Source organism: Streptomyces sp. NPDC002144, from assembly GCF_053593695.1.
Genome location: NZ_JBSFDB010000099.1, coordinates 1 through 15,999 on the forward strand (window position 1 = coordinate 1; position 15,999 = coordinate 15,999).

15 protein-coding genes are annotated in these 15,999 nt (G+C 67.8%); 3 read left to right on the plus strand and 12 right to left on the minus strand.

What is annotated here, in order from left to right; translation table 11 throughout:
• Nucleotides 1–181 precede the first annotated feature (181 nt).
• The 3 genes from ACWCQ1_RS49915 (at nucleotide 182) to ACWCQ1_RS49925 (ending at nucleotide 1,719) form a co-directional block, all read left to right on the plus strand.
• Complete coding sequence (locus ACWCQ1_RS49915; protein WP_052067739.1) at nucleotides 182–403, plus strand: helix-turn-helix domain-containing protein; 222 nt, start codon at nucleotides 182–184, stop codon at nucleotides 401–403.
• Nucleotides 400–1,107, plus strand: a complete 708-nt coding sequence (locus ACWCQ1_RS49920; protein ID WP_451029849.1) for a Clp protease N-terminal domain-containing protein — start codon at nucleotides 400–402, stop codon at nucleotides 1,105–1,107. The genes ACWCQ1_RS49915 and ACWCQ1_RS49920 overlap by 4 nt, the downstream gene beginning before the upstream one ends.
• Nucleotides 1,108–1,518: 411 nt before the next feature.
• Nucleotides 1,519–1,719: a hypothetical protein gene (locus ACWCQ1_RS49925; protein ID WP_451029850.1), complete on the plus strand. Its 201-nt coding sequence runs from the start codon at nucleotides 1,519–1,521 to the stop codon at nucleotides 1,717–1,719.
• A 101-nt stretch (nucleotides 1,720–1,820) separates the two neighbouring features.
• On the opposite strand, the gene ACWCQ1_RS49930 is transcribed toward ACWCQ1_RS49925, so the two are convergent.
• From ACWCQ1_RS49930 to ACWCQ1_RS49985, 12 genes are all read right to left on the minus strand, one after another.
• Nucleotides 1,821–3,062, minus strand: a complete 1,242-nt coding sequence (locus ACWCQ1_RS49930; RefSeq protein ID WP_451029851.1) for a glycosyltransferase family 4 protein — start codon at nucleotides 3,060–3,062, stop codon at nucleotides 1,821–1,823.
• Nucleotides 3,063–3,096: 34 nt separating this feature from the next.
• Nucleotides 3,097–4,341, minus strand: coding sequence for a lipopolysaccharide biosynthesis protein (locus ACWCQ1_RS49935; protein WP_451029852.1), 1,245 nt, complete (start codon nucleotides 4,339–4,341; stop codon nucleotides 3,097–3,099).
• A 55-nt stretch (nucleotides 4,342–4,396) separates the two neighbouring features.
• Entirely contained in the window at nucleotides 4,397–5,239 is an 843-nt protein-coding gene (locus ACWCQ1_RS49940) for a hypothetical protein (RefSeq protein ID WP_451029853.1), read from the minus strand.
• On the minus strand, nucleotides 5,236–7,173 hold the full coding sequence (locus tag ACWCQ1_RS49945; protein ID WP_451029854.1) for a hypothetical protein: 1,938 nt from the start codon (nucleotides 7,171–7,173) through the stop codon (nucleotides 5,236–5,238). Before ACWCQ1_RS49945 ends, ACWCQ1_RS49940 begins: the two co-directional genes overlap by 4 nt.
• Nucleotides 7,170–8,291: a glycosyltransferase family 4 protein gene (locus ACWCQ1_RS49950; RefSeq protein WP_451029855.1), complete on the minus strand. Its 1,122-nt coding sequence runs from the start codon at nucleotides 8,289–8,291 to the stop codon at nucleotides 7,170–7,172. Before ACWCQ1_RS49950 ends, ACWCQ1_RS49945 begins: the two co-directional genes overlap by 4 nt.
• Complete coding sequence (locus tag ACWCQ1_RS49955; RefSeq protein WP_451029856.1) at nucleotides 8,288–9,454, minus strand: glycosyltransferase; 1,167 nt, start codon at nucleotides 9,452–9,454, stop codon at nucleotides 8,288–8,290. The genes ACWCQ1_RS49950 and ACWCQ1_RS49955 overlap by 4 nt, the downstream gene beginning before the upstream one ends.
• Nucleotides 9,447–10,742 (minus strand): GNAT family N-acetyltransferase, encoded by a 1,296-nt coding sequence (locus ACWCQ1_RS49960; RefSeq protein ID WP_451029857.1) that lies wholly within the window; start codon nucleotides 10,740–10,742, stop codon nucleotides 9,447–9,449. Before ACWCQ1_RS49960 ends, ACWCQ1_RS49955 begins: the two co-directional genes overlap by 8 nt.
• A gap of 32 nt (nucleotides 10,743–10,774) precedes the next feature.
• On the minus strand, nucleotides 10,775–11,605 hold the full coding sequence (locus ACWCQ1_RS49965; protein ID WP_451029858.1) for a glycosyltransferase family 2 protein: 831 nt from the start codon (nucleotides 11,603–11,605) through the stop codon (nucleotides 10,775–10,777).
• 90 nt (nucleotides 11,606–11,695) lie between these two features.
• The gene (locus tag ACWCQ1_RS49970; RefSeq protein WP_451029859.1) at nucleotides 11,696–13,021 is read right to left on the minus strand and encodes a UDP-glucose dehydrogenase family protein; all 1,326 of its coding nucleotides are present in this window, start codon (nucleotides 13,019–13,021) and stop codon (nucleotides 11,696–11,698) included.
• 709 nt (nucleotides 13,022–13,730) lie between these two features.
• Nucleotides 13,731–14,000, minus strand: a complete 270-nt coding sequence (locus tag ACWCQ1_RS49975; protein WP_451029860.1) for a shikimate kinase — start codon at nucleotides 13,998–14,000, stop codon at nucleotides 13,731–13,733.
• Between the two features lie 598 nt (nucleotides 14,001–14,598).
• Nucleotides 14,599–15,012, minus strand: a complete 414-nt coding sequence (locus tag ACWCQ1_RS49980) for a hypothetical protein (protein WP_358612170.1) — start codon at nucleotides 15,010–15,012, stop codon at nucleotides 14,599–14,601.
• Nucleotides 15,013–15,360: 348 nt separating this feature from the next.
• Nucleotides 15,361–15,765 (minus strand): winged helix-turn-helix transcriptional regulator, encoded by a 405-nt coding sequence (locus ACWCQ1_RS49985; protein ID WP_133047883.1) that lies wholly within the window; start codon nucleotides 15,763–15,765, stop codon nucleotides 15,361–15,363.
• Nucleotides 15,766–15,999 lie beyond the last annotated feature (234 nt).

Here is a 15,999-nt window from a genome sequence, read left to right on the forward strand (position 1 = left end):
GCGATCGTCCGCCAGTACATCGAGCAGCAAAAACGTCCGCTCTAACGTGCACGTCAGAGCAGCCTTGAGATCCATTCATCCCCGGCGTGAACGCCAGCGCTTTCTGCAAGAAACCCGGTAACTCACTGCGCATCGTCAGCATATGTTGACGCACCCCTGTCGTCAGCATATGCTGACGAGCATGCAGAACACACTCGAAATCGCCGAGGGCGCCGCCAGCAACGACCCGGACGTCGGACTCCGCGCGGTGGCCGCCCTGCGAGAACTCAGTGAAAGGCTGGAACTCCTCCAGGTCGACAACGCACGGAAACTGGGATGGTCCTGGCAGGACATTGCCCAGCGGCTCGGCGTCACCAAGCAGACCGTGCATCGCAAGTACGGCCCGCTGATCGGGAGGCGATGATGTTCGAACACTTCACCCCCGACGCCCGCACCGTCGTAGTCCACGCCCAGGAGCACGCACGCCGGCTCGGGCACCACCACATCGGCAGCGAACACCTCCTGCTCGCCCTCGTCCTGACCGACCAGCCCGCGAGCTCCGTCCTGCGCGAGCACGGTCTCACGCCGCAGCGCGTCGAGGAGGAGATCGTCCGCCAGGTCGGCCTCGGTGCAGGGTCACTCCTGTTCGGCACCCTCAACCGCGATGCGCTGGCCTCGATCGGGATCGATCTCGACGCCGTACGCGCCAGGATCGAGGAATCCTTCGGGCCAGAAGCTCTCGCCCGCGCCGGCCGGACCGTACACAGGCCACCGCGCCCCTCCAGGCTCAACCCCCGACGCGCAGTACCCCCGCGCCACTGGCGCAGCCAACGCCGCGCCCGGCGCACCGTCCTTACGGCACCCACCCCCGCTCCCGCCGGCCTCTACCAGACCGACGGTACCCGCCCCACCGGGCACATCCCCTTCACCCCGCACGCCAAGGAGAGCCTGTCCAACGCCGTCCACGAGGCACAGGCGCAGCACGAGACCGACATCGGCCCCAAGCACCTCGCACTCGGCCTCATCGCCATGAAAAGCGGGCAGGTGCCCTCCGTACTGTCAGCACTCGGCGCATCGGCCCCGGCGCTGCGCACCGCAATCGTCGACCGCTACCGCCAGGCGAGCTGATCGCTCCCCGCCCATCGCCAACGTCCAGCATCACGTCCCTCAGGACCAGATCAACCGAGATTTCCAGCGCCCTCACGTCTCAACTCATCCGGTCGCCGCAGGCCACAGTCCCGAGCCGAGGCCAGATCGTTTGAGACGGGACACCAGTCAGAATCGGAGGGTGAGGACAGCTTCGGCTCCGGGAACGCTCCACCGGCTGCAGGTGATATCGAGCAGGTCGGCCACCAGATGACGTGCTGCTCCTTCGACGCTGCCGCCGGCGATCGGCCATCCGGCCTCGAGGCCTTGCCGTACTGGTAATGGGCAGCGTTGTTCTCCAGGTAGCGGCCGGCCGCCCCGACCCAGGTCATTGGCCGCGGGATCGGTGGCGGTGCAAAAACACCGCGAGGCCGCACATAACTTGTCGATCACGTGGACGATGTCGAGAAGGACATGGACGGTGACGCCTCGTCGGACGGCTTCCGCATGGATCAACTCCCGTTGGTGCTCGGCGCCGTCGACCAGGACCACCCAGCACCGGCGGTGCTGCCGGTCACGGGCTTCTGCCTCGTCGAACGCGGCGGCGATGACCTGGTCCGCGTCGTGTTCCACCGATGGCGGCTGCTTCGCTGACGCTGGCGGTGGCGTTCGCGTCGGCCCGCGGCCGATGGCCCACTTCCGTCTTCCGTACCGGAGCCACCGGTCGTATCGAGGGGCGCAGAGGGCGCGTGCCGTCAAGCAGCTGCTCGGCGTGCTGCCAGAACGCGTTCGAACACTTCGAGTACCTGAGGCGCGACGACTCCTACGGTGAAACGCCGTGCTCGCTGCCGGCCGGCTTCGCCCATCCGCGAACGCCGCGCCGCATCGCCGAGCACGGAGTCGATGGCCGCGGCCAGAGCACCAGGATCGCGGGGAGGCACGAGCAGGCCGGTGACCTGGTCCTCGACGACATCGCGCAGGCCGCCGACGTCGGAGGCGACCACTGGTCGTCCGGCGAGCATCGCCTCCACTGCCACCTGGCCCATCGGTTCGTCCCAGGTGGACGGCACGACCGCCACCGAGGAGTGCCGCCATGCCGACATCACCTGGGCGGAGGGGATGTCACGGGCGACGATGACGTCGCTGCCCAGGATCGGAGGGGTGTCCGCGCGGGGCGTGCCGATCAGAACGAGCGGGACCCGGTGCCGCAGGAGCCGGTGGGCTTCCAGCAGGGTGTCGAGGCCTTTGTGCGGGCCAAGCGCGCCTACGAACAGCAGGTACCCGTCGTCTTTGGGGAGGAAATCCGGTCGGTTGGTGTTGAGGGCGAGTTCGTCCATGCCGTTGGGCACCATACTGGGAACGACCTCGACCTCGATGTCTGCTGGCAGTGCCGGCCGGGCGGCTTGGGCCACAGCGGAGCTGACAGCGAGATAGGCGTCGGCTCGGCGGTGCAGCGGGCGGCTGGCCCTGAGTCCGACGGTCAGTGCGGTGCCCTTGAGCAGCCCGTAGTCGCGTCCGGCGCAGCCCAGGCACTTGGCGAGGGTCGGTCCACTGCAGCGGCTCGAGTTGTGCTGGTTGGTCTTCTTGACGCATCCCAGCCCGTAGTCGTGCAACGTGACGATGTGCCCGGGCGCATCGGCTGCCGAGGAGTGGAGGGGGAAGTAGGAGTACTGCAGCCAACTGTGGCTGTGGACGATGTCGGGGCGCGCCTCCCGTATGATCCGGCGCAGCGCCGCCAGCGCACCTGGGTCGGGCGTGGTCGGATGGAATGGCCGAGTCGCGTCCGCGTACAGGGCTGTTGTGCGACTGGTCCAGCTGTCGAGGCGGACCACGCGCACGCCGTCGATCCACTCCTGCGCAGGCCGGTCACCGATCCGCAGCGTGGCGACTGTCACGTCGTGGCCCAGTCGGACCATTTGCCTGGACAGCGTCTCCACGTGGCGTTCCAGGCCACCGATGGTGGGACGGTAGAAGTCGGTGAGCTGCAGGATGCGCACGGGGGCCTCTCACTTGGTGCGTGGTGGTCGGTGGTCACGTCTGTGGCAGCAGACGGCGGCGTAGGAGGAGGACGGCGAGTGCCCCCACGGTTTGCGCGCCCAGCCAGGCCAGTCCGGCGCCGAGGATGCCGAGTCTGGGGGTGTCCAGCCAGGCGCCGGCCAGGGCGACGACCGCGATGAGCAGGTTCAGTGCGGCCGCCCGGCCCAGCAGTCCGCGTACCCGCAGGGTCGCCACGGTCGCGTTGCTCACCGTGTCCGGAAAGGCCGACAGCACGAGCGCGACGAGCAGGGAGTAGCCGACGGTGTAGCCGGAGCCGAACAGGGTGAGCACATTGCGTCCGATCAGACACAGCACGCCCGATGGCAGGATGAGCGCGGCCAGGGTGATCAGCGATGCCCGCCGTGCCAGCTGAAGCAGCCTCGCACTGCCGTGACTTCCCTCGGCGAACAGGGCGGAGGACACCGCCGGGCTGATCATGAAGACCGCGCTGCCGATCATCCACGTGGTGTAGAAGTAGGCGTTCTCGGCGGCGCCCAGGCGGGCCGTCACCACCACTGGCAGCAGGTAGGTGGGCAGCAGCCCGCACACGCTGATCGCGTGATGTCCGATGGACGGACGCATCAGGCTGATCAGCTCACGGCCCATGGATCTCAGCGGCACGCGGGAGAGCGGGTGCAGGCTGCGGTGGCAGAGCAACAAGCCCACCACGGTGCCGACACTTGCTGAGAGGGCCCAGGTGGCCAGGATCGCCGTTGCGCCGACGGGCCGCAGGGAGGCGGCGAGCAGCGCCAGGCCGGCGAGCTTGGCGACGGCTGTGGAGGCGTTGCGGACCAGCATGAGATCGCTGCGGCGCTCGGCGATGAAGATGTAGTCGAGCACCCCCGCCCCGGTCCAGGCGGTGGCGCCCAGCACGAACCAGGCCGCGGCGTCCCAGCGGCCGGTGAGCGCCCGCAGCGGTGTCACCACGGCCCCCAGCGGGAACAGGGCGGCCAAGGCGACGATGAGGGTGACGAGTGTGGTGGCCAGCAGTGTCGCGGTGACGGTGAGCCGCCATTGGTGAGGGGTTCGGCGTCCGGGCAGGCGGGCGATCAGACCGCTGCCGGCGCCCAGGTGCACCGCCAGGGAGATGATCACCAACGCCGAGGTGGCCGCCGAGCCGAGTCCCACCTGCATCGTGGGCATCAGGCCTGCGGCCAGCACCCAGTAGCCGTAGCCGAGCAGGGCGTTGACGACGCTGGTGGCCATGATGCCGCCGCTGTTGCGGACCAACGACCGCATGGCCCTGGCCGGTGCGGGATCCGAAGATGTCGGCCACGGCTCGGTCGAGGAGGCTTCAGTGGCGGACACAGTGGGTCACGTCCTGCGTGCGGAGATAGATGTCCACGCTGCGCAGCTCCGTGCCGGCGTGGGTGAGTCGGAGCAGGACCCGGTGTTCACAGCCGCGCGGTACGCGCACGTGGACGGCGGCGTCTGCGTGGTCGGCCGAGGAGGCCGCCACCGGGACCGGTGTACCGACCGTCTTGCCGTCCACCTCGGTGCTCACCGACAGATGCGTGGGCAGTGCCTTCGCCGTGGACGCCGAGACACTCACCGGGATGGTCAGCATCTGGCCGGCGCGGACCGGCAGTACCCCGCTGATCCGGGTGTACGAGCCCCCCAGCGAGAAGGACAGGTACGGCTTCTGTGCGGTGGTGGGAAGGTGAGCGACCACCAGGGACAGGACCGCCGCGGAGGCCGCACCCGCCAAGCCGAACACGGCGACCGGCCGTGCCGTCGCCAGCAGCGTGCGGGGCGCGGGGTGTTCATCGCGCCACTCCCTGAGGTTCAGCGGCAGCAGCAGGGCACTCACCCACAGGGGCAGCTCCGCCAGGGGAACGTGCCCCGTGCCCCATTGGCACAGCAGCCCCGCGGCGATCAACGCCACGAAGCTCAGGACCACGGACAACGCGGCGGTGTATCGGCCCGCCGCCCGGCCGATTCCCAGTCCCGCCACGAGACTGCGGCCCGGTACCCACAGCAGCGCCGGCGCGACGAGCAGTGCGCGCAGCGGGCCGGCGGGGGCCAGCAGGTGCCCGGTCACGGAGAGCGCCACCAGAGCGGCGGGCAGGCCGAGATGGACCATGGCCGCCCCGGTTCGGTGCCGGACGGGCAGCGATGTGCGTGGCGTTGCGCTCACCGGGCCTCCTCGGGAACGGTGTCGTGGATCGCGTCGAAGTCGAAGCGGTAGATGGAGTACGAGTCGCTGTCGTAGACCTTGGTCGTCCACGGAAGGCTGTCGTAGCGAGTCAGTTTCTGACGCGTGATGGGATTGTCCTCGCCGTGTGCGAACGGCTCGTCCGGCTCGAAGAACACGCCGATGGCGGGCAGTTCGGTCGCCATGCGCTTGTCGATGATCAAGTAGGTGTAGTCCGATGAGCTCAGCTCGTGGACCAGGTAGTCCGATGGCGGTGCCGAGTCGAAGTACAGGTCGTAGGTCTGGAAGCCCTTGCCCGGCGCGGCGGGCAGTGCGTCGGCGTCCCTGACCAGGATCAGCCCGGTGTAGCGGTCGGAGACGACATGGTTGCGGGTGCCGATGTGGCTGCGGAACCATGCCGACGTCCCCACGAGTTCGGCGGTGACGGACCTGGTGTCGGAGCCGAAGACGAACGGTCCGGGGAAGCGGTAGTCCGTGTCCAGTCCGGCCGCCACGTTACCCACCAGGGCGTCGCAGCCCACCAGCATGGCCGCCAGGCCTCCCGCCACGGCGGTGCGCCCGCGCGCCCGCCGGACACGGTCGACGGCCGCCAGGACCACCGGGGTGACCAGTACCGCCACTCCTATGTAGGTGAACCCCCAGGTTCGGCGGGCGCCTTCGGCGCCGAACTGCACCAGGATGAACGGCAGCGAGGGGAAGTAGAGCAGGCCGAACAGGACAAGCGCCCTGCGCATCGGTTGGGCCCGGCGCTCCGCGATCGGCGCCCGGCGCCACGACCTGAACGCCACGACCGCCGTCGCAAAGGCCAGCGGAGGCACGCTGAATGCCGCGGCCTTCTCATACAGCGGTTCGGTGCTGGCGTGGAACAGCGTCCGGCTGCCGCTCTTGTCCGAGAACATGTGCAGCAGCTGGGACATCCCCCCGCCCAGGTACGGGGAGAGGTAGGCGAAGGTGGCCGGTGCGGCCCCGACGAGCCAGCCGACCGCCGATCCCGCCACCGTGGCGGCCACCGAGGCGGTGACCGCAGCCGCCGCCCACGAGGTCCCGCCGCGGCAGGCACTGACCACGGTGACCGTCGTGATGAGCAGGAGCAGCACACCGAGGATGACGGTCGTGAGGTGATGGGTCGGCACCGCGCCGAGACCGGTCAGCACGGCTCCGGCCGCCCAGGCCGCCCGCTCGTTCCACCGTGTACTGCGCTGGGCACGAGCCAGGCACGCCAGGCACCAGAGGAACAAGGGCATCGCCAGGGACTCGTAAGCGAACTCGGTGTCGAAGTACAGGAAGCTGGAGTTGAGGCTGTAGACGAGCGCGACCACCGCACCGGCCCGCGGGGAGCCCAGCACCGCCTCGCCCAGGGCGTAGGCGCCGCAGACCGCGAGGACATGCGCCACGACCATGACGCACACCGCGCTCTGCCACACGGTCATTCCCGTACTGTCACTGACAGTGGCCGTCAGGACGTGCAGCCCGGGGAAGTCGGCGACGATGCCGATCAGGTGGTTCTGCTGGAAGAGCAGGCCGTCGGCGGCGAGGTCGGCGGACTGCCGCCAGTGTGCGATCTCGTCGTGGAAGAGCGGCTGTCCGGGATTGCGCAGCAGTTTGGGCAGATAGGTGAAGACGGCGTAGGCCAGCATCCAGGCATACCGCGTCCCGGCACTGGTGCTCCGGCTGACGGCCACGGCCGCGGTGGGTATGAACACCGCCAGAACACCGAGCCAGAAGACGGCGTAGTGCGCCGTATCGGTGCCGTTGGTGGCGGACATGGCGTAGGCGATCGCGATGAGAAGCGCGCCGGCGGTGCAGGCGAGCCACAGCACCGTCCAGCCGGCCGGCGAGCTGCTGAGGGGCGCGCGGCGGTGCGAGCCGGTCGGCTCGAGCGTACGGGGGGTGACGGGGACAGTCGTCTGCGTCATGCCGGCACCTTTGTTCCGTTCGACGCGGCCCGTTCGTACACGTCGATCAGACGCGCGGCGATCTCGTCCCAGCCGGGAATGGTGACACCACCGGCGGCCGACGGGGCGTCGAGGGCGTCCGTGAGAGCCGCGGCCGTCTGCGCGGATCCCGCCATGGTGTCGACGATCCGAACGCCGGCCGACGTCGCCCATGCGCGGTGCGCCGGAATGTCCGACAGCACCACGCGTGCCCCCGCGACCAGCGCCTCGGCGGGGGCGAGCCCGTAGGCCTCGTGGTCCGAGAGGCTGCACAGCACGTGCGCGGTCCGCAGCCACCGGTGCAGCGTCTCGTCGTCCACGCGGCCCAGGAAGCGGACGCGGTCGGCCAGTCCTGCCCGGGCCGCCACCGTCTCCAGCCGCGACCGGTCCGCTCCGGTGCCGATCACGACGAGCTGCGGGGCTCGGCCGGATGCCGGGAGCCCTGACCGGCCGAACGCTTCGATGAGCAGGTCGACGCGCTTGTACGGTTCCAGACGTCCGACACTGATCACGGTCGGCGGCTCGTCTTCAAAAGGAGAGGCTGCGCGGATGGCCGCCTGATCCACTGCGTTGGGAATCACGGTGATCTTTCTTGCGACAGTGGGGAAATCGGCACCGAGGAGTTCTGCCTCTGGTCGGCTTACGCACAGCACCGCTCGGGAGGCCTCCAGAGCACGCTTGCCCACCGGCCCGTAGAGGTGGTGCAGGAGGACCCGCGCCCGCGTGTGACCGGTGCCGTGGTAATGCGGCGTGAACACGTACGGCGTGGAATGGCGCGGGGTTGCCAGCGACAGCGCCGCCGCCACCCCCGTCAGCGCGTGGTAACTGTGCCCGTGCACCAGGTCGTACCGGCTGTGGGCGCGCGCCAGATGGCCGTACAGCAGCGGGGCGATGCGGTAGGTGCTGGCCTGGTTGCTGGTGAACCGCCGGACCAGCACGCCGTCCTCGGTGGAGACTGCGGGCAGGTCCCGGCGGCGCTCCTGGGCCAGTACCTCGACCGAGACCCCTGCTCGGGCCAGTGCTCTGGCGGTGTGTCCGACGACGTTCTCGACGCCTCCGGGAGCGGGTGGGTAACCCGGTGTGACGATAGCGATCTTCATCTCGCGCCTGCCCGCGCGTTGCCGTCGAGATGGGCGATCACGGCCCGGGCATTGCGGTCCCAGGAGTGCGGATCGGGGAAGTGCTCTCCGGCCATGGTCCGCGCCTTCACCAGCGCTTCGGCAAGCGCCTCGGGCTCGGCAGGCGGCACGAAGACGGCTCCCGGATAGTCTTCTGCGGCCTCCACCAGACCGCCCACCGCGCTGAGCACGACGGGAAGGCCGTTGCTCATCGCGATGTGCAGTGGTCCGCTGGCCGAGGAACGCAGATAGGGCAGTACGAGTGCGTCCGCGTGGGCGAAGTGGTCCTTGGCCTCGGCGTCGGTGACGTACCGGTTGACCAGTGTGATGAGGTCCCGGCGGGGCGACGCGTCGATCCTGCTGATCGGTTCCGTGTGCCCTTCCCAGGTCTCGCCCACCACTGTCAGCCGGAATCCCGCGGCCTCCTCGTCGCTGAGCCGCTCGATGGCGTCAATGAGGTACTCCAGCCCCTTGTACGGGCGGATCAGGCCGAAGAACAGCAGGCGGAAGGTGCCGTCGGCAGACGGTGTGCGCTCCACTGTGTAGTGGTCGAAGGGGCCGTGTGGAACGACGGTCACGGGGCGTGCCGACGGGTCGAAGATCCCGGTGAGCAGTTCACGGTCGTGCTCGGAATGCACCACGAACGCGTCCGAGCGCCGCACCAGTGCCTTCAGCAGCCGACGCGTGTACGCGGCGACGAACGGGACGCGGATCTCTCCGGTGTCCTGGACCTCATGGAACTCCATCACGACCGTGGCGCCGACCGACCGGGCCACCACAGCGAGCAACAGGTAGGTGTGCGCCACCGTCCCGGTCCACCACTGAAAGGCGACGACCTCCGGCCGGCTGCGGCGCAGAAGACGCACGGCGCCGAAGAGGGAGGGCAGCCAGTACCAGTCGACTCCGTCGTACACCTCCACGCGCTCGTCATAGTCGATCCCTGCGATTTTCTGGCCCACCCGGGCTCGCCCGGGGTAGAGGAAGCGCGGCAGCAGCCGCCGCATCAGGATTGCCGTGACCTCGGCGTGGTCGGCCAGTGCGCCGGCGAGGCGACACGTGTAATGGCTCAGCCCGCCGGTGAAGCGCCACCCGGATCCGACAACGCATACCCGCCGGCCCGCCAGGGGCGGCTGCGGCTCAACCATGACTGCTCCTATGGGGGTCGGTGCTTGCGGGTGTCTCGCTCAGGTGGGCGGAGCTTGCGGGCGTCTCGGGCCTCTGGTCCGGCCCTGCCGCGTGAGGCGGCTTCAGCACCTGGTGCCGCGCTGTCTCACGCCGGACCGCGGCCACTTGCGCGGCTACGGCGTAACCGGTGTAGGCGACACGTGAGCGAAGACGCGGCCCGCAGAGGACGAACTCGGGATGCTGCTCCACCTGCTCGCTCCACCGCAGTTTTGCCACGTCGGGTCCGCAGGACAGATTCAGCTCCTCATGTCCGGCCGCGATGGCCCTCTTCGCCGCGGTCAGGTGCAGCAGCGTCACGGGGCTTGGTTGCCACCAACGCGGGTCCACACCACTGAGGGTCAGGTAGCTGGCCCGAGGCGCCCGCAGAACGACTTGTGCGGCCACCGGAACCCCTTCGACATCGAGGGTGAGGATTTCCGCCTGCCTGGTGCGGGCCATCAGGGGCAGCACGTCCGAGAGGAAGGCCGCCCGCTGCGGGACTGCCATGACATCGGGGTGCCGACGCCGGCCCGTGAGCCCGGCACGGGCAGCGTGCAGCCGGGCCAGAACCGGCAACGCCTGGCGCACTTCGTCCTCCGTGGTGTGCGCGACGACGCACCACCGCTGCCCGGTGCGATCCAGGCGGTTGCCGGCTCGCCGGGTGCTCTCGCGGACATTCCGCTTCAGCGCGTGGCGCAGCGACTGCTCGTCCCGTGGCAAAGGCAGGACGACCGATGCGCGGGTCGTCTTGTGGATGATCAACGCCCTGCCGGACAGCTCGGGCGCCAGCCACTCGGGCTCGAACCAACCCTGTTGGGCCGACAGCGGAACATCACACCAGTCCCACGAGCGGTACTGGTGGCACCAGTGCCGCACGGCTGCCCGCAGCACCGAACGGCCCTCCGGCGCCGGCGCCAGCACTCCCGGCAGTTCGGTCAGGCCCGCGTGGCGTCCGTTACCGACGAGGTGCAGCGTCCGCACTCCCGGAGCGAGGCGCCGGATGTAGGCCGGTACGACACCGATGAGTTGCGTACGCCGGAACACCGCCAGCACGTCCAGTCGTGACTCGTCGACGAAGTGCCGAGCCCAGGTCGTCACCCAGTCCGGGGAGAGGAACGGGTTGCGCTCAGCGCATTGCTCGTACAACTGCCACCACTGCGGCCTCAGTTGCTCCAGCCCACTGAGCGTCGTGATACGGGAAACCGTCAGCTGCGTTGTGTCCCGGCGCCGCCGTGGCCCGGCCGGCCGGTGCATCGTCTCGGATGCCACGAGGGCACCCCCCTCCACAGTGCCGACCTGCATCAGACGGGCTCTGCGGAGACCGAATCGCGCAGCCCGTTGTCCTCCAACGGCGATGTGGGCAGGGGCATACGCGCCAGCGGCCGACGGTAGGCTGATCTTCGGAACTGCCGTGAGAAGCGAACCTTGCTCAGGATGACCAGGCAGTCGATGCCGTCCTGCCAGGTGATCTTCTTCCCCTCGGCGTGCGTCCGGCTGTGGTAGGTGATCGGGACCTCGAACGGGCGGATGCCGCGCCGGAGGATCTGGGCCGTCATCTCCGTATCCAGCCCGAACCCGCCCGAGCGCAGGTCGAACGAGCGGAACAAGTCGATCGGTATCAGCTTCAGGCAGGTGTGCATGTCCGAGAGGTTGGCGTCGAACAGCAGGTTGGCTGCCAGCGTCGTCATCCTGTTGCCCATCGCATAGCGGTAGGACTGGTAGACGGTGTTGAACCCGAAGAGCCTGGCGCCGTAGACCACTTCGCACCGCTTCTGCAGCACCGGCCCAAGGAGCCGGGGGATGTCTGCCGGCGAGTACTCCTGGTCTGCGTCGAACGGCAGGATGTGCGTTCCCGTGGCCAACCCGGTGGCCGTCAGCAGGGCAGCTCCCTTGCCGCGGTTCACAGGGTGCCGGTGCACCGTGACGCGCGGGTCTTCGAGCTGGCCCAGCAGGTTCGGCGTACTGTCGCTACTGCCGTCATCAACAATGATCAACTCGATGTCACACGGATAATCGACAGCGAGAACCTCACGAGTCACCTCTGCGATGGTGCGCTCTTCATTAAACGCAGCCATCAAAATAGACAGCTTCATATCGCCACCCCCCAACGGATTGCAGTGCGTGATGGGCACCCTCTGCACCCGCCACGGAGTAAGTCGCGATGAGACCAGGACTAAAGCATCCCGCACATTTATTTCATCTTCTTTTACAGGCTGTGTCTGTCAGCGCAGCCGGCCGAGTGCACGGTAGGTCCAGCCGGCCGCTGTCCACCGCGCCGGTTCCAAAGTGTTGCGGCCGTCCAGGATGCTTTTTTCAGCGACGACAGAGGCCAGTACGGCCGGATCAAGATCCCGGAACTCACGCCATTCCGTGAGATGCAGGACGACATGTGCGCTGTCAGCGGCATCCATGGCCGAACGCGCGTAGTCGAGAGCGGGAAATGCTTTTCGGGCGTTGTCCATCGCCTTGGGGTCGAACACCGACACCTGGGCGCCATGCAACTGGATCTGCGCCGCGACGTTGAGCGCGGGCGAATCACGGACGTCGTCCGAGTCGGGCTTGAAGGCGGCGCCTAGAACCGCCACGCGCCGCCCGAGGAAGCTGCCGCCGCACTGCTCCCGGGCGAGCTCCACCATCCGGGAGCGACGCCGCATGTTGATCGCGTCCACTTCACGCAGGAAGGTCAGCGCCTGGTCGGCACCCAGCTCTCCGGCACGCGCCATGAAGGCACGGATGTCCTTGGGCAGGCAGCCACCGCCGAACCCGAGCCCGGCACCCAGGAACCTGCCACCGATCCGCTCGTCGAAGGACAGGGCCCTGGCCAGCTCGACGACATCGGCGCCGGCGCTCTCGCAGACCTCCGCCATGGCGTTGATGAACGAGATCTTCGTCGCGAGAAAGGCATTGGCCGCGGTCTTGGCCAGCTCCGCGGTGGGAAAGTCGGTCACGAGGAACGGCACGCCCTGGTCGATCAGCGCGGCGTACGCCTCGCGGAGCAGCGCTTCGGCCCGTGCGGTGCGCACTCCGACGACCAGCCGGTCGGGATGCAGTGTGTCGCGTACGGCGAAGCCCTCGCGGAGGAATTCCGGATTCCAGGCGAGTTCCGCCCGATCCCCCACGGGGGCCAGCTGGGCGAGCCGCTTCGCCAGCCGTTCCGCGGTGCCGACCGGTACCGTCGACTTGCCCACGACGAGGGCCGGACGGGTGAGACGCGGGGCCAGCGCGTCGATTGCCGCATCGACATGGCGCATGTCCGCTGCGATGCCGTTGCTCTTCTGGGGGGTACCCACGCACACGAAGTGCAGATCCGCGAAGTCCGCCAGCTCGTCCCACGATGTGGTGAAACGCAGTCTGCCGGTGGATTCCGGTAGACCCACGAGATGTTTTCTCAACATCTCGTCGAGTTCAGGTTCATATATCGGTGCCCGACCGGCCGACAAGGCGGCGATTTTGTCAGGGTCTATATCCAGACCCAGTACATCGAAACCGAGATCTGCCATACAGGCGGCATGGGTGGCACCCAGATATCCGGTGCCGATGACACTCATAGAGGAAATCATGAGAAGCTCCCCCCTGGCGCCGGCGGCGACCAAATACAACAGTCGCCGACCGGGTGGGACGTGTTGTGCGGGCGGAGAAAGAACGCACCCCGCAGCGGAACAAGCCCCCTTGCCCACCCCCCTGCCAGGCACCACCCCTGCAATGCCGGGCGGCGCTCCTCAACCATCACCATCGACTGTTCACCGGTCAAGTACCGTCCAAGTGGCTGAAGTTGACCCCCGAGCGTCCGTTATGCTCACATTCATCCATGAACTATGGACCGATATGTACGACTTGAGGCAATCGACCAGGAAGATGAGTTGGCGAATTTATGGATATTGCGAGATGAAGTCGTGACGATACGGAGAGTGCTCGCCATCAGAGGATGTAGTAAAGGGTCGTGGGGTGTCCGCTCGGCATCACCTGCCCTTCAGAGGTGCCCTCGTCCTGCGGTGGCCGATGCGCGGCGATGGGGCCGGCCATCATGCTCGTCACATGGCTGAGCTGCAGCTCCCTGGCATTCGTCGCAACTGTCCGAACTGCACGTTCGACCCTCGATACGCCAGCCCCTCGTGACGCCGGCGACCCTCCATCGGGAGGTGCTGATTCCGGTTACCGTCAGTGAGAACCCACCGGTATCGCCTCATAGTTGTTTTGAAGCCGATTGGTCGTCGCCGTACCTCCCCAACCGCCCCCAGCGAGCGAGGACCTCCCATCTCAGGGGAGCGTGTCCAGGAGGACTTGAACGACTTCTTCCGGCGTACGGCCATCCGTGGCCACGACCGCTGTAGCGACCTGTTTGTACAAGTGCTGCCGGGCCTCGATCAGCTCCTGCCACTGCCGACGGGGGTCGTCCGCCAACAACGGAGGGGACTCGCGCAGGGCGGTGCGCTTGGCCGCCTCCTCCACGTCCATCGTGCAGCCGTCATGCTCGGCATCGTCCGCCTGTACAAGATCACCGACGTCCGCCGGAGCGACCGCCGCCACACCGACCAAAGATCGTTTCGTGGGCGGAAGACAGCAACGGTGACGGGTTCAGTGCCGCCCTCGGCGGCGGGGGCGCACGTGCGGCAGTCTCCCGCGCCGCCTGTCGCGGGAGACTGTGTGCGTCAGGACTCCCAAATGTACGGGCCTCCACCGACCCTTCCTCGATACGGGGCCGCCTCCAGCCGCGTGACGGGGCTGACGTGACAGGGCATGGCCGGCGCGGAAGTGGTCGTCGACCGGCCGGCCGCGGCCTGGAGCCATGACCGACGTGACAGCCGCGATGCTGGTCGTCAGGGGGCGTCCAGGCGAGCCGGTGCAGCTGGCTCAGTTCGAATCCACTCGAGCGCCTTCGTCCAAATGGGAGGCTCCCGGTACAGCGGCCGGCGCAGAAGGAGTGTCAGAGGACGGGGCAATCGAGGGTTCGGTGACCGTCATGGCGGGCCCGCAGGGGTTCGGCCTTGTTGCTGTGAGCCAGCTCGGCATGCCAGACGTCGAGCCCGGGCCGTCGTTGAACAGCGCCACTCCATTGACAGACTCGACTCACCGCACCCCGGCCGGGCGCCGCCGATGTGAGCTCGGGACCTCGAGAAACCGGCAGTCAGTCATCTTCGGGAGGGCCACCGGGCCTGTCCGTACGGATCAGAATCCCTGGGGAGTCCGGATCGACCTCGCCTGTGTAGTGGTCGGGCCAGAAGTATCGGCGGGTATGCGGCAGCGACACTTCCATGAGTCGGCCATCGTGCATCATCCACAGGCCAAAGCAGTCATCTTCCTCGTCGTGGATGAGTACCTGTACGGAGTGCGGCGATGGCCATGGCAGCGACTCGAGGTGTTTCAGCAGCCCGGTCCACCGACTCCGTCGCACAAACTCGATGGCCCAGCCACCGAACATGCCATGTCCGATGTCGCTGAATTGGCCAGCCCACTCACGACTGTCGTCCGGCTGGGTCAGCGGTTCCATGATCTCTTCGGCGCCACTGGCCAACACGATGACCTCGGCGAATCTGCTCATGGATAAGTATCCCCTGACGCCAGGGAGGAAGGGCAATCGAGTTTCGTCCCTGGAGCCCGAGTCAGCCTGGAACCACACGTGCCACTTCGACCTCCCCAGGCGTTGGGGGTCCTTCCCGTGACCCTCCGCACGGAGATGGACGACGTCGGCGTCGATGGAGCGGGTCGTGAAGCGCACCACGGCGTTCAGGACCGGGCCGGGGGGAGGCGAGCCGGTCTGGCCATCGCATGAGTAATCGTGGTTACTGAGGTGGAACTCGTGATGTCGCCGGGTGGCTTAGGTGGGTCTGATTGTCGGGCCGGTCTCGGCGAGGCGGCCGTCTATGACCAGACCGCTGGCCGCCGCTGATTACCTGGTGTGCTCAGTGCGGTCGTCGTACTCTTCGCGGGCGGTGATGACTTCTTCGATGTGCAGCACGGACCACTCCGTGAGCGCCTTCAGCGGTTCCCGTAGCGTTTGGCCGAGCGCGGTCAGCTCATACTCCACGTGCGGCGGCACCTCTGGGTAGACGGTCCGGCTGACCAGCCCGTCGCGTTCGAGGGTGCGCAGCGTCTGGGTGAGCATCTTCTCGCTCACGCCCGCCAGCGCCTGCCGGAGATGACCGAACCGGGAGGTCCCGTTCCGGCCGAGTTCGCCCAGTACGAGGACCGCCCACTTGCTGCCGATCTGGTCGAGCAGGTCCCGCGACGGGCAGCCGCGCTCGTACGGATCGAATGACGGCATGGGCCCGGTCACCTTCTCGACAGCAGCCATACGGCTCACCTCAATGCTTTCGCTTCGGTAAGTACCCTACCAAGAAGTGGCTACTCCCCAACAGAGAGTGTCCAGGTCATTCTGTGTTCCATCCCGCGGCGGACGGACCGCGGCAGGCGTGCAAGGCACGCGCGGAAGGAAGGAATGACCATCATGCCGATCGTCGTCACCGGAGCCACCGGCCAGCTGGGCAGGCTCACCGTCGAGGCACTGCTGCGGCGCGGGATCCCGGCC

Coding starts and splice junctions, on each gene's coding strand:
- ACWCQ1_RS49920 (WP_451029849.1), top strand. CDS start 400: ATGATGTTCGAACACTTCACCCCCGACGCCCGCACCGTCGTAGTCCAC.
- ACWCQ1_RS49985 (WP_133047883.1), bottom strand. CDS start 15,765: ATGGCTGCTGTCGAGAAGGTGACCGGGCCCATGCCGTCATTCGATCCG.
- ACWCQ1_RS49950 (WP_451029855.1), bottom strand. CDS start 8,291: ATGAAGATCGCTATCGTCACACCGGGTTACCCACCCGCTCCCGGAGGC.
- ACWCQ1_RS49945 (WP_451029854.1), bottom strand. CDS start 7,173: ATGACGCAGACGACTGTCCCCGTCACCCCCCGTACGCTCGAGCCGACC.
- ACWCQ1_RS49980 (WP_358612170.1), bottom strand. CDS start 15,012: ATGAGCAGATTCGCCGAGGTCATCGTGTTGGCCAGTGGCGCCGAAGAG.
- ACWCQ1_RS49935 (WP_451029852.1), bottom strand. CDS start 4,341: ATGCGGTCGTTGGTCCGCAACAGCGGCGGCATCATGGCCACCAGCGTC.
- ACWCQ1_RS49955 (WP_451029856.1), bottom strand. CDS start 9,454: ATGGTTGAGCCGCAGCCGCCCCTGGCGGGCCGGCGGGTATGCGTTGTC.
- ACWCQ1_RS49970 (WP_451029859.1), bottom strand. CDS start 13,021: ATGAGTGTCATCGGCACCGGATATCTGGGTGCCACCCATGCCGCCTGT.
- ACWCQ1_RS49915 (WP_052067739.1), top strand. CDS start 182: ATGCAGAACACACTCGAAATCGCCGAGGGCGCCGCCAGCAACGACCCG.